This window comes from Streptomyces cellostaticus (genome assembly GCF_001513965.1).
Taxonomy (GTDB): Bacteria; Actinomycetota; Actinomycetes; order Streptomycetales; family Streptomycetaceae; genus Streptomyces; species Streptomyces cellostaticus.
In genome coordinates this window covers 248,756-261,819 of the sequence record NZ_KQ948017.1, presented here as the reverse complement: position 1 = coordinate 261,819, position 13,064 = coordinate 248,756, and the positions used below count along the sequence as shown (strand labels likewise).

General features: G+C 70.0%; 11 protein-coding genes. All 11 read left to right on the top strand.

Features of this window, described 5'->3' with window-relative positions:
- Positions 1 to 1,371: a TldD/PmbA family protein gene (locus tag AQI88_RS08330; RefSeq protein WP_066994341.1), complete on the top strand. Its 1,371-nt coding sequence runs from the start codon at positions 1 to 3 to the stop codon at positions 1,369 to 1,371.
- Positions 1,368 to 2,684: a metallopeptidase TldD-related protein gene (locus tag AQI88_RS08325; protein WP_159050319.1), complete on the top strand. Its 1,317-nt coding sequence runs from the start codon at positions 1,368 to 1,370 to the stop codon at positions 2,682 to 2,684. Before AQI88_RS08330 ends, AQI88_RS08325 begins: the two co-directional genes overlap by 4 nt.
- A complete protein-coding gene (locus AQI88_RS45840) occupies positions 2,681 to 2,956 on the top strand; it encodes a PqqD family protein (RefSeq protein WP_066994335.1) in 276 nt (91 codons plus the stop codon). Before AQI88_RS08325 ends, AQI88_RS45840 begins: the two co-directional genes overlap by 4 nt.
- On the top strand, positions 2,953 to 3,891 hold the full coding sequence (locus tag AQI88_RS08315) for a prenyltransferase/squalene oxidase repeat-containing protein (RefSeq protein ID WP_079057460.1): 939 nt from the start codon (positions 2,953 to 2,955) through the stop codon (positions 3,889 to 3,891). The genes AQI88_RS45840 and AQI88_RS08315 overlap by 4 nt, the downstream gene beginning before the upstream one ends.
- Positions 3,888 to 5,411 (top strand): alkaline phosphatase family protein, encoded by a 1,524-nt coding sequence (locus AQI88_RS08310; protein ID WP_066994329.1) that lies wholly within the window; start codon positions 3,888 to 3,890, stop codon positions 5,409 to 5,411. The genes AQI88_RS08315 and AQI88_RS08310 overlap by 4 nt, the downstream gene beginning before the upstream one ends.
- 268 nt (positions 5,412 to 5,679) lie before the next feature.
- Complete coding sequence (locus AQI88_RS08305) at positions 5,680 to 7,029, top strand: B12-binding domain-containing radical SAM protein (RefSeq protein WP_159050318.1); 1,350 nt, start codon at positions 5,680 to 5,682, stop codon at positions 7,027 to 7,029.
- Entirely contained in the window at positions 7,026 to 8,153 is a 1,128-nt protein-coding gene (locus tag AQI88_RS08300; protein WP_066994323.1) for a radical SAM/SPASM domain-containing protein, read from the top strand. The genes AQI88_RS08305 and AQI88_RS08300 overlap by 4 nt, the downstream gene beginning before the upstream one ends.
- A complete protein-coding gene (locus AQI88_RS08295) occupies positions 8,153 to 9,451 on the top strand; it encodes a B12-binding domain-containing radical SAM protein (RefSeq protein ID WP_159050317.1) in 1,299 nt (432 codons plus the stop codon). The genes AQI88_RS08300 and AQI88_RS08295 overlap by 1 nt, the downstream gene beginning before the upstream one ends.
- An 80-nt stretch (positions 9,452 to 9,531) precedes the next feature.
- A complete protein-coding gene (locus AQI88_RS08290; RefSeq protein ID WP_066994317.1) occupies positions 9,532 to 10,716 on the top strand; it encodes an MFS transporter in 1,185 nt (394 codons plus the stop codon).
- Positions 10,717 to 10,727: 11 nt separating this feature from the next.
- Positions 10,728 to 11,705 (top strand): hypothetical protein, encoded by a 978-nt coding sequence (locus AQI88_RS08285; RefSeq protein ID WP_066994314.1) that lies wholly within the window; start codon positions 10,728 to 10,730, stop codon positions 11,703 to 11,705.
- A gap of 11 nt (positions 11,706 to 11,716) precedes the next feature.
- Positions 11,717 to 13,045 (top strand): DUF455 family protein, encoded by a 1,329-nt coding sequence (locus AQI88_RS08280; protein ID WP_066994312.1) that lies wholly within the window; start codon positions 11,717 to 11,719, stop codon positions 13,043 to 13,045.
- Positions 13,046 to 13,064 lie beyond the last annotated feature (19 nt).

The window sequence follows — 13,064 nt, the reverse complement described above, 5'->3', positions numbered from 1 at the left end:
ATGACACCGCTGGAGACGGCCGTCACCGAACTCGCCGACGAGGTACTCGCCCGGCTGCGGCGCGCCCACCCCGCGGCGCGCGCCATCGAGGTCTTCGTCGACCAGGCGCTCTCCCTGGAGACGGCGGCACGTGGCGACCGGATCACGCGGCACGAGGAGCGGCTGGTCGGTGGTGTGGGTGTCCTGGTGGAGGACCGCGACGACCTCCGCCGACGGTTCAGCACCGACGGCCTGTCGGAACGGAGCATCGACGCACTCGTAGGGCAGCAGTCCGGATCCGTGGAACCACCGGGCTCTCCGGACTGCCTGCTGCCCCGACCCGGGCTCGCCGCGGACGCGTTGACGGTGAACAGGGCCGCCTTCGCCGACGCCCTGGAAGGAGCCCGTTCCCCTGACGGCGAGGTCTGGAGCCAGGCGGCACACCATCATCGCGTATGGGCCGTCGCCCACTCGGACGGCCGCCGGGCCAGTGGCGACTGGTCCGGCAGCGAACTCACCGTCCGATGCCGAGCAGCCGGGAACGCGCGGAAGGTGACCGGCCAGCACACCATCAGGACACGAACCACGACCGGAGCGGGCGCGGGCCTCTGGGACCCCACCGCCGCCGGGCAGCGCGCCGCCCAAGCCCTGCGGCACGCCCTGGACAGCGGGGAGTGGCAGCCCGGCTTCCTGCCGGTGGTCTTCGCGCCCGCGGCCGGTGGCGTGTTCCTGCACGAGGTGTGCGGCCACGTCCTGGAGGCGGATGTCCTCGAACGGGGCTCGGTGCTGCGCGGCAGACTGGGCGAAACAGTCGGGCCCGTGAGCCTGACCGTCGTGGACGATCCGCTGCTCCCCGGCGGCTGGGGCTCCTATCGGCACGACCACGAGGGAACCCCGGCCACGCGCGTGACCCTGCTGGAGCAGGGACGGCTGACGGGCTGTCTCACCACACGGCACACCGCCTCCTGGAGCAGTGACCGCAGCACCGGGCACGCCCGCAGGTCCGGACACCACCACTCCCCGGTGCCCCGCATGAGCAACACCTACGCCCTGGCGGGAACCGAGCCGCCCGAACAGATCCTCGCGGACACCGCCGGCGGTCTCTATGTGAGCTCCATCGGCGGCGCCGAGGTCTCTCCCAGCACAGGAGCTTTCTCGATCTCCGTGCGGGAGGGCTTCCTCATCGAGAACGGCAGGCCGGGCCGTCCGTTGTCGGGAGTCCGCGTGATGGGCGAACTCCTCTCCGCGCTGCGCGGCATCGACCGCGTCGGTGACGACGTGGGCCATGGTGCGGTGCACTGCCGGAAGGCCGGGCGGTGGGAGCCGGCGGGTGTCGGTCAGCCCACGCTGCGCATCAAGGCGCTCGCCGTGGTCCCGGGGGGCGCGTCGTGATCCCCAGCCCCCAGGAGTTGCTCGCCCGCTGCCCGACGGACAGCGAGATCTACGCCGAGTGCTACGAGACCACCGGGCTCCGGCTGACCGACGGGGGCATGGACAGCACCGTGTCGACCACGGCGGGAGCCGCGGTGCGGTGCTTCCGCCGTGGCGCCGTCGGCTTCGCCGCCACACACGACCTCGGACCCGGGGGCCTCGCCAGGGCTGTCGCCGCGGCCGCCGCGGCCGCCGACGCCGTCCCGTCCCAGGGCGCGGTGCTGCCCGCCGATTCCCGCGCCACCACTGCCTTCTCCGCAGGGCAACGCCTCACCGCGGCCTCCCAGGCGGATCTGAAGAGCGTCCTCGAAGCGGTGCGCACGGAACTCGGGGGCACCCGAAGCGGTTCGTGCACTCCGGTGACCCTCACAGCCGAGCTCGGGCGGCGCAGGACCGCCGTCTGCAACGGAACAGGCCTCGCCCGCTGGTTCGAAGAAGCGTATGTCCGCATCGGTGCCACCGCTCTGGTGCCCGGCCCTCGTGGACAGGGCCTCGGACAGGCGTCCTGGTGGGGCCGGGACCTCGGCGACCTGCCGGTCACCGAACTCGCCGGCCGGGTGACGACGGACGGCAGGGTGCGCCTGGCGGCCGCCGGCCGACGCCTGCGCGGGGAGCCCCTGCTCGTCACCGCACCGGTCGCCGCACGCCTCCTGGCTCACTGCACGGGTCTGTTCGCGTCGGGCGACGCACCGGAGTCGGCGCACGGTCTGTCCCCCGCGGTCACCCTGGACGACGACCCGCTGGCCGCGGACGTGGTGGGAGCCGCCCCGTTCGACGGCGAGGGCGTCGTGACCACATCCAAGACGCTCGTCGACCAGGGACGCCCGGCCCGAGGGCTCGGCGACTACCAGACGAGCCGACGCACCGGCGACCCGTCGGCTGCGGGCAACGTCCAGCGCAGCGCCTACACACAGTGGCCGGCCGTGGGCGTGTCCGTCCTGACCCTGCGTCCGGGCGTCGATCCGCCGAAGGCACTGACCGCCGGCGCCGAGGGCGGCTATCTGGTCCAGGGCGTACGCGGGCTCTCCGCCGGCGACGGCCGGATCGGCGCCGAGTTCCTGGCCGTCCCGCTGCGCAGCGGTGCGGCAGCCGGCCCGCCCGTACGTCTGCCGGTCACCACCACGCCCGCCGGCCTGCTCGGTTCAGTGACACATGTGGGGTGCTCCCTGTACCGCCACGGCGCGATCGGCGCCCCGGACCTGCTGCTGGACGGAGCACGCCTCGTCGCACCGAACCGTCATTCCGCATCCGACCACGAGGGAGAACGCTCGTGACAGCCAGGTACCGACGCAACGACCAGATCATCGACCGAGTGGAGCCCGACGGTGAGTACTTCCTGTTCAATCCGATCACAGCGAAGTTCAACAAGCTGAATCGTATCGCCGGCCTGGTCTGGGAGGTGCTCGGCGAAACCCACGAACTGGACGGCCTGACCGACGCCGTGTTCAAGCGGGTCAAGGGCGTCGACCGGAGCACGCTGGAGGCCGACCTGCGGCGGTTGCTCGACGACATGGAATCCCGGGATCTGGTGGTCGTCGACGCATGATGCGCACGGAGGGCCGCAGCACGGTGGAATGCGCACGGGAGGCCGCCCGCGACGCGGTCGCCTGGGTCATGGCACAACACCCCGACCGGTTCGCGGTGGACGCCCAGTGCCTCCTCGCCGAGGCCGGGATGGCGACGGAACCGTCCTGGCTCCGCCGCAGGAAACTCGAGCTCGTCCGTGACGCGCACCTGTCCGACGGCGGATACGAGAGCAAGTACGGGGGAGGGGAGCCGTCGGTATTGTGGACGGCCGACGCCGCGCGCAGGCTGCATCTCGCCGGCGACGAGCAACGGCTGCTGCCCGCCCTGCTCTGGCTGAAGAAGCGCCAGCTGCCCGACGGCAGCTGGCTCGAGAGCGAGGCCGTGCCGTGGGGGCGCGGCTGGTACCGGGCGCCGGGAGCCCACCTGTGGATCACCGCGGCGGTGACGCAGTCGCTGTGGGGCGTGCCGGCTGCGGCACCGTTGACGAGGCGTGCGATGACGTTCCTGGAGCGCGCCGTCGGCCAGTACGGCAGGCTGGCGAGCAGCCCCGACCCCGACCTGGCTCTGCGGGTCGCGGGATTCGACCTGTTCAGTACGGCCGTGGTCGCCGAGTTGTTCCGTCTCCTCGGCCGTCCGTTCCCGGCTGCGGCCGAGGCGGTCGAGTACCTGCTGGGGCGACAGCAGGAGGACGGGAGCTGGGAAGGGGCCGCAGACCCCACTCAGGCCGTGGTGAGCGCGCTGGTGCAGTTCGGATGTGCCGGGCGGGCGGAGACCGAGCGCGGCGTGCGCGCCCTCCTGACCTGGCGCACCGACGACGGAAGCTTCACGCACTGCCCCGGTGAGCGGGGCGACTGGACGCTCACGGCCTACACGGCACGCACCCTGCATCGCTACGCACAGGCTGCCGGTCCTGCCGCCGCCGTATCCACCGACGACACGAGGAGGAGCGGATGAACCCCGACAGCCCGCGGGCAGCTGTCGTCATCGCCCCCGGTCTCGACCACCATCTGCTGCGCGGCTGGATACGAGCCGGCCACCTGCCGCACCTCGCCGGCATCATGGAGCGAGGCAGCCTGCGCCCGGCGTCCGCGGACGAGCCGACCGATCCCTCCACGGCGTGGCGCCCCATCCTCGGTGGCGGTCCGGGCACGGGGCCGTCCCTGCTCGCCCGTCTCGCCGAGGAGCCGCGGGACGTACTGACCGTCTTCGTGCCGGAGCACGAAGAGGTGCCGGGCGTGCGCAGCGTGATGTCGCCCCCGGTGCCGCACGACTGCACGCCGATGGGCCCCTACAGCGTCGTGCTCGCGGAAGGAGCGGCGCTCCCGGGACAGCCGGTCACCGGGCAGGGCCACGCGGTACGGCTGCGCGACGGCGTCGCCGAGCCGTACCCCGGGATCCGCGTGCAGGCCTTCGCACCCGACCGCGAGGGCCGGATGCGGCTGCGCGTGGCAGACCACGCGACGGCCCTGCCGGCCCGCCAGTGGAGTCCATGGATCGCGGTCCCCGGGGCGGGCGGCACCGAGGTGACCCGGCTGGTGGTGCTGGACACCTCTCCCGCCGTGATCTACGCGACTCCTCCGCAGACCGGCACGGCCGCCCCGCACGGACCCGTTCCGCTGTCCGGGCTGCCCGGCACACTGGCAGCGCACAGCGACGGCGTCCTGGACGACGGGCTCGTGGCGGCGCTGTTCGACGACTGTGCCGCGCAGGCCAACGAGCAGATCATCTCGGCCGCCGCCGAGCGGACCGCCGTGCTGGTCGCCGGCGTTCCCTACCTGGACGCGGTGCAGCATCACCTCTGGCACCAACTGGACTTCACCAGCCACTGGTTCGACAGCAGACGCCGTCCCGCCCTGGCGGTTCTCGACGCGTACCGGAAGCTGGACGAACTCGTCGGTGCGCTGTCGGCAACCTGTCCCGAGCTGCTGATCGCCTCGCCGCACGGAAGCCAGTCGCTGCGCGCAACCGTGGATCTCAACGTCTGGCTCCGCAGCCGGGGACTCGACGGCCAGGCCCACAGTCCGGACGGCCGCAGTCTGCGGCTGCGTCTGGCGGGCCGGGATCCCGACGGCGTCGTACCGCAGTCCGCGGCGCAGGCCGTGCTGGAAACCATCGCCGCAAGGCTCGGTGACCTCGCCGAGATCGACGGCTCCGGGCTGGTGGTCAGCCGCATCACGACCCGGCCGGGGGACCCCGCGCGGCGCCCGCCCGACGAGCCCGACGCGGTCGTCCGGTTCACGCCGGGGCATCGCGCCCGGCGTGACACGGACCGGCCTGCCGGGCCGGACGCGGTGCTCGTCCGGTCACTCCTGCGCGTCAGCGGTCACCACAGTGATCTCGACCCGGTCTTCGTGCCGGGAGCCGTGCTCACCACCCGCCCGGCGGTTGAAGGCCGCATCGACTGGGCTCGCGTCTGCGACCTCGCGAGCTGGCTTTTCACTCCCGCGGGGGCCATGCCGCCCCAGCGCACCTGAACCCCTGCCCCCCGAAGGGCGACTCCGGGATGACATCGAGGCCCTTATGGAAGGAGGTGACCCGTATGGAGCACATCGAGACGCTCGAGACCTCCGAAGACGAGCTGCTGGCGTACAGCGAGCCCGAGATCGACGACATGGAGGATCTGGACCTGTGCATGTCCTGGGCTGCCTGAGCCCCGCACACCGCACATCACGCACCTCGATCCCGATGGCATCCCACTGAGTAGCTAGCCACTTGCCCTTCGGGGGGCAGGTTCCACCGGTCTTGCACGAGAAGCAGGAGGGGCAGAGTTACGTGCGCGTCATGCTGATCCACCCCGGCGTTCCGGAGTACGGCGGCCGGGAGAACTTCCGGGCCCACTATCCGCCGCTGGGCCTCGCCTGCGTGGCCGCCCCGTTGGTGCACGCGGGGCACGAGGTGATCGTGCTGGACTGCGCCGCCGAGCGGCTGTCGGACGAGGACGTGGTCCGCCGCGTCACCGACTATCGAGCGGATGTGGTGGGTTTGCGCTGCCAGTTCATCAACTACCCGCTCGGTCTCGCGATCGCGGCCGCGATCAAGGCGGAGCTGCCCGGTGTGGCGGTCGTCTTCGGGGGCCCGCACATGGGGCTCGTCGCCGAACAGGGCCTGCGCGACCATCCGTACATCGACGCCATGGTGCACGGCGAGGGCGAACACGCCCTGCTCGAGTACGTCCGGGCGCTCGACGCGGGCAGTGCCCCGGTCGGCATTGCCGGCCTGGTGTGGCGGGACCGGGACGGGAGGGTCGTGCACAACGGACGGCGCGAAGTCCGCAACGGTCCCATGGAGTTCTCACCGCCTGCGTTCGAGGTCCTGCCGATGCACCTGTACCGGCTGGCCAACTTCTTCTCGCTGGAGGGCCACCGCGGCTGCCCGATGAAGTGCACGTTCTGTGCGCTGCCCCAGGTGCAGACCCGCAGGGTGCGCTACAAGCGGCCCGCTGCCCTGGTCGACGAGATGGAGACCCTTGTCCAGGACTACGGCATCAACCGCTTCGACCTCATCGAGGTCAACTTCACGATCAAGAAGAGCTGGGCACATGAGGTCTGCGACCTCATCATCGAACGACAGCTGCCGGTCCAGTGGATCTGCCGCAGCTATCCCGAGCTTGTCGATCCGCCCGTGCTGGAAAAGCTCAAGGCGGCGGGATGCTACCGGATCAACTACGGCATCGAATCCGGATCCGCGGAGATCCTTCGGAACTACCGCAAGGTGACGACCGTTCAGCAGGGACTGGACGCCATCCGGTGGAGCAAGGACGCGGGACTCACCGTATACGTCGACTATCTCATCGGGGGTCCGGGAGAGACCGACGCGACGGTCGAGGACACCATCACCTTCCACCAGGCGGCGCGGCCCCATTTCGCGGACGTCTCCATGGTGGTGCCGTTCCCCATGACCCCTCTCTACGATTCGCCCGAAGAGTTCGGGGTGCGCGTGGTCGACGACCGCTGGTTCGAGGACCTGGAGCAGACCTCGAAATTTCCCTTTGTCCGGGCCATGGAACTCCAGCACCTGCAGAAGGGCGAGCTGGAGCGGCTCTGGCTGCATGCCGTCAAGCAGATCATGTTCGCGAAGGAGGCCGTCTCGTGAAAGGCCCGGTTCCCACCTTCAGCTATCCGATGTCGGTGTACTGGAACATCACCTCCATCTGCAACCTCCGCTGCGATCACTGCCTGTCGCGCTCGGGAAAGAAGCAGCCCGGGGAACTGACCCATGCACAGGCCATGCAGCTCGTGGACGAACTGGTCGAGAACCGGGTGTTCTTTCTCTACATCGCCGGCGGTGAACCCCTGCTGCGCAAGGACCTGTTCCAGGTGATCGAACGGGCGCGCGCGGGCGGCGTACGGGTCTATATGGCGACCAACGGCACCTACATGACTCCCGAGAAGGCCGCCCGGATCCGTGATCTGGAACTCGAGGACGTCCTCGTGAGCCTGGACGGTGTGGACGCCCGGACACATGACAGGTTCCGCCGTGTTCCAGGGGCCTACCGCGACGCGCTGCGCGCGATGGACACGCTGCTGGACGCCGGCGTACGGATGAGCGTGGGCACGGTGGTGTGCCGGCAGACGATATCCCAGCTCGACGGCATGTTCGACCTCCTCAAGGACAAGGGCGTACCGGTGTGGCGGCTCACCGGCATGTGCCCGGTCGGCAGGGGCCATGAGATCTACTACCAGACGGGACTCGGCGTCGACGAGATCCGGCACCTGGCCGGCTTCGTCGAGGCGCACACCGGCGATCCGGCAGTGCGGGTGCATCTGGACGACCCCCTGCCCATGAAGATCTGGGCCCTTCAGGGCAAGGCCTCGGTACAGCCTGCGAAGTGCGGCGCGGGCCGCGCCCTGTGCTGCGTCCAGTACGACGGCTCGGTGACGCCCTGCGTCCTGTTCGACCACCCCGTCGGCAACATCAAGGGCTCCTCCCTGGGCGAGGTGTGGCGCACCGCGCCGTTCTTCTCCGACATGCGGGCCGTGGATGCGGACACGTTGACCGGCAAGTGCACGAGCTGTTCCAAGGCCGTGGACTGCAACGGCGCCTGCCGTGCCCACGCTTGGTTCGAGTACGGAGATGTGAAGGCGCCCGATCCGGTGTGTCTGCGCGAGGACATACCGGAGGACTACGTGGCTCCGCCCTCCCGGCGGCGCATGCTGCCCGTGGTCTCGGTGGCCCCCGCAGACGAGACCGCACACGGATGTGGCGGTGTGTGCTGATGCGGGTGCTGCTCGTCAATGCGCCGACGCCCGGGTATGCGCTCCAGCCGTATCCCCCGCTTCAACTGGGCTATCTGGCCGCGGCACTGCGGGCGTCCGGCCGCCACGACGTGGAGATCCTGGACCTGGGCATCGAGGAGCAGACGGACACGGAGACGACCGCCCGCATGCAGGGCTTCGACGCCGTCGGGCTGTACTTCGTCACCATGAACTGGCGCGAGGGACTGCGGCTCGCCGCGCTGGCCAAGCAGCTCGGGCTGCCCACGATGGCGGGTGGCCCCCACGCCGGACTCGTGCCCGAGGAAACACTGCGCCACGGCAGTCTCGACTTCGCCTTCGTGGGCGAGGCGGAGGTCTCCCTCGTCCGGCTTCTCGACGCCCTGGAGTCCGGTGCGCCCCCGACCGAGGTGCCCGGCGTGGTGGTGGCGACTGCGGACGGACCCCGCCGTCATCCGCAGCGGGCACCCCGTCCCGACCTGCGCACGCTTCCCTGGCCCGCGCGGGACCTCATCCCCATGTCACGCTACCGGGAGGTGTCGGACGACACCAGCGCGCTGGCCAGCCGCGGCTGTCCCTACCCGTGCAGTTTCTGCGCCATCAGGGTGATGAGCAACGCCAGCTACCGGCGGCGGGCCGCGAAGGACTTCGTCGCGGAAGTGCGGCATGTGCAGCGGACCTACGGCTTCGACCGCTTCACCTTCTTCGACGACATCTTCACCATCGACCGCCGCTATGTCCTGGCACTCTGCGCCGAAATGAAGGCGAGCGGCCTGGACATCACCTGGTCCTGCGAGACCCGGGTCGACCGGCTCGACCCGGAGATCCTCACCGCGATGCGCGACACGGGCTGTTATCGCATCTTCTTCGGCGTCGAGTCAGGGAACCAGCGCATCCTGGACAGCATCTCCAAGCGCACCCGGGTCCAGCAGATCAAGGACGCGGTCTCCCTGACACGCGGCGCCGGTATCAGAACCGTGATGTCCGTGATGGTGGGCACTCCGGACGACGATGCGGAGACCATCCGCGACAGCATCCGGTTGACACGTGAACTGGAGAGCGACGAAGTCTGGTTCCAGCCCTTCGCGCCGTTCCCGGGAACCGCCATCATTCCCCGGATCAGCGATCTCCTCGACGACGACTGGATGGACATGTACCACCGGCTCGACCTGCGCTCGCCGGTGATGCGGACCCGCCACCTGTCCCTCGAAGAGGTCAAGTCCCTCTACCTGGAGGCCGTGATGTCGACCGGTGCCCGAGGCTGGGTCAAGCCGTCCCAGGCGACCCACTCGGTGAGCTGATCTCCGCCGGCTCCACCCGACTCCTCACGACGGAGCGAACCGATCCCATGAGGTACTTCAAGCCAGCAACCCTTGGCCTTATGTCGTTCACCGGCATCGTCATGCTGACGGTGGGCATGGTGGCGCCCATTCTCCCGCTGTACTTCAAGGACGCGGGCATAGCCGTCGGTGAGAACGGCGCCCTGATCGCGGTCAGCGGCTTCATGAGCGCGCTGGCCGCGCTCTTCGCGGGCAATGCGGCCGATCGCTTCGACCGCAAGAAGTTCATGGGCGTTTCGGGTGTGGCGCTCGGCATCCTCCCGCTCGGTTACCTGATCGCCCACTCGGCGGGCGCTTTCATCGCGCTGCGCGTGCTGCAGGGGCTTGCCGCGCCGCTGGCCGGGGTCGCTGCCCAGGCCATCCTCATGGAACTGGCCCAGCGGTCCGGCCACCGTGGCGAGGTGATGGGGGCCGAACGCACCGTCTCCTCCGGGACGTTCGTCGCCGGCCCGATCGTGGGCGGTGCGATAGGCGGGCTCATCGCGCTGCGTGCCGTCTTCGTCTTCCAGGCCTGCCTGATCATCGCCGGCACACTGCTCGCGCTGCTCCTCCTGCGAGGGGAGGAGGGGCCATCGCGCCGGCCGGTGAAGCTGTTGTCACTGCCGGAATTCATGAGGGACAGGGTGACCCTGGCGCTGCTGGCACTTCTGTTGTTCGACTTCATGAACTTCCAGGTGCTCACGTTCGTGCTGCCGTTGTACGGCAGGGACCACGGGATCAGCGCGGCGACGGTCGGACTGCTCATCACCGTCCAGTCCCTCGCATACGCGCTGCTCCAGGGGCCGGTGGGCAAACTTGCGGACGGCAAGCGCGCGATCCCGGTCCTCGCCACGTGCACGGTGGCCGGCGGCCCCGTCGTGTGGCTGTGCTCGCTGACGTCGAACCCGTGGCTCATCGGTGGGCTGATGGTGCTGTTCGGACTGGCCTCGGCGCCCGTGTTCCTGGTCGTCATGATGACGGTCGCCGACGCGGCCGGGGAACGTGCCGGCGTCGCGATGGGTCTGATCAACGCGGTGATCTACGTGGCCGCCGGCCTGGCCCCCCTGGTGTCCGCTCTGCTCTCCGAGATCAGCATCCAGCAGGGTTTCCTGGCCCCGGTGATCAACTCCCTGCTGTCGATCCCGCTCCTGGTCATCGTCTGGCGCTGGGCGGCATCCCCACACACCGCCGAGGCCGGGCCGGAGAAGATGCCGGAGAACACCTCGGCGTCGGCCGAGGACCAATGAGCGCAGCCGGGATGTCCGAGACACCGCCGCTGCCAGCGACGGCGGTCGTCGAGTGCGCCATGGGATACGTCGCGAGACGCACCGGTGCGCGACCGCCGGTGCGCGACACGCGATGGGGCGAGGTGGCGCTGGCGGACGGTTCGACGTCGCCGTGCCTGTTCGTGACCACCGATGACACCGAGTACCCGTTCTTCGTCCGTCGTCGGAACGTGCCGCAGATGAGGATGATGGCTCAGGAGTTGCGCTCGGCGTCCTGGCCGGTCGAGGGCCGCGTGCACATGGAGGAGCTGCTGCCCGTCGGCGGGCGGGCGCTGTCCCCCGCCGTCATGCGGGGCGACAGGATCGCTCCTCCTCTGGAGGCCGTCGTCGTCACCCCCGAGGGCGCGCAGCCGGACCTTGTGGAGTCAGTCCTGGAAGCCCTGGCCCGCTTCGACCGGGTGCGGCCCCGCCCCGGATCACTGCGGGCGGAGGTGTCGGACGTGCTCACCGTACGGCACGCGCAGTCTGCGGCACTCGACACGGCGGCAGCCCAGGAGGTCATCGCGGCGACGAGCCGGTGGAGCAGGATTCTCGGAACACAGCGAACCGGACTCACTCCCCGCGACTTCTACCGGAACCTCCTGGTGGGAGCTCCGAACCTCACGCCCTGCTGCCCGGCCTCACTCACGCTGATCGACTTCGGCGAGTCGCAGAAGTACTGCTGCCAGAGCGAGCGTCTCGCCCAGTTGTGTATCCGGCTGACCCACAGCGGCGGTGCAGCCGGCACCCGATGGTCCCTGCGTCTGCTGGCGAGGGCCGCCGCCGACGGCACCGATCTGCGGCCGCTGCCCCTCTTCCTGGCCCTGTGGTCGCTGCGCTGGGCGCTGTGGAACCGGCCGGGCTCGGTCTCCGTCGCCCTCGAACTGCTCGGCCGTGCCCAGCCGGCCGACGGCCACCGTTGCCCTGACGATTTCGTGTCCGACGCCTTGCAGGCCGTCCTGCCCACCTGAGGGGAGAGAGAATGACTGCCATCGACTCCAGCGCGACGACAGGACTGTCGGTCCGTGAGGCGGCCGCATGGTGGGGACGCATCGCCTACGCCTGCGAGCGGGCATTCGAACTCGCGGCCGGCTGGATCCCCACGGTTCCCCAGACTCTCGGCAAGGTGGCGCTGGGACACGTCCTCCACCTCGACAGCCTGGCCGCGGACGCGATCCGCGACCGCGTCGCCGGACTCATGGGCCCGGCCGACGGAGCGAGCGTCCAGCGGCCGCACACCGACTACGCCTCCTTCACCAACGCGGCGGCAGGGCTCACCGCAACCCAGGACCGCTTCGCACTGATGCAGGCCTGGCACACCGACGTTCGCTCCGCGGTGCGCGCCTATCTGTCCCGCACCGACAGCGGATGGGACGAGCCGAGTCTCCGTACGGCCCGTACCGTTCTCGGCCTGCTGGAGGACATCGACGCACGGCTGACGTCATGGCGAACCGGCAACCGGCAACCCGGCCCGGCGGGACGGGACATGCTCGATCTCCTGGAGCGGTCGGGCGGCTGTCGCCGGCCAGGTGAGCCAGGGCCGCCGCCCGCCGAGCGCCGCTGGCCCGACCCGGTGGCGAAGCCCCTCCGGGATCCGGACCTCACCGTCGTACCGGCCGAGGACTTCCCCGGGGGATTCCGTCCCCGGCGCGAGGAACTCATGCGCTACCAACTGCACACCATCGCCTACACGGTGGAAATCTGTGCGGTGGAGGTCTGCTCCCAGATCATGGTGCGGCATCCCGACCTCCCATGGGACTGCAAACGAGACCTCGCCCGGCAGATCGACGACGAGGCGCGCCACTACGAGCTGCTCGCCCGCCGCGTGGCCGAACTCGGCGGCCGGATGGGGGATTTCCCCATCCACCACGGAATCTGGGACTACTTCACCCTGGGCCGGACTCCGCTGGAGGAACTGTGCATCCAGCAGGTCATCCAGGAGGGCCACGGCCTGGACGCGGACGTGGTCTTCGCGGACCTGTGCCGCAAGGAAGGCGACGGCGTGACCGCGCGGCTCTTCGACTTCGTGGGAGCGGACGAGGTCGGCCACGTCCGCATCGGCACCCGATGGATGCGTCACTTCGCCGACGGCGACGACGAGCGTCTCCTCGCCGTCTTCGAGGACTGCTACCGCCGTCTGGAAGAACGCGCCTTCGGGTCGAAGTTCGTCGTCCAGGAGAACGAGCGTCTCCTCGCCGGAATGACGCATGCGCAGATCGCGCGGGCCCGCAGGACAGTACTCGCCACGATGTCACGCGCCATGCGCACCCGACGGAGCGGTACGCACGAGCACACGCCTGAAGCGCAGTAGCCCCGCCCGCTTCCCCCCG

Bases quoted from the DNA above. Each gene is read 5' to 3' on its own strand.
- AQI88_RS08285 (WP_066994314.1), top strand. From the start codon at position 10,728: ATGTCCGAGACACCGCCGCTGCCAGCGACGGCGGTCGTCGAGTGCGCC.
- AQI88_RS08315 (WP_079057460.1), top strand. From the start codon at position 2,953: ATGATGCGCACGGAGGGCCGCAGCACGGTGGAATGCGCACGGGAGGCC.
- AQI88_RS08330 (WP_066994341.1), top strand. From the start codon at position 1: ATGACACCGCTGGAGACGGCCGTCACCGAACTCGCCGACGAGGTACTC.
- AQI88_RS08290 (WP_066994317.1), top strand. From the start codon at position 9,532: ATGTCGTTCACCGGCATCGTCATGCTGACGGTGGGCATGGTGGCGCCC.
- AQI88_RS08280 (WP_066994312.1), top strand. From the start codon at position 11,717: ATGACTGCCATCGACTCCAGCGCGACGACAGGACTGTCGGTCCGTGAG.
- AQI88_RS08310 (WP_066994329.1), top strand. From the start codon at position 3,888: ATGAACCCCGACAGCCCGCGGGCAGCTGTCGTCATCGCCCCCGGTCTC.
- AQI88_RS08295 (WP_159050317.1), top strand. From the start codon at position 8,153: ATGCGGGTGCTGCTCGTCAATGCGCCGACGCCCGGGTATGCGCTCCAG.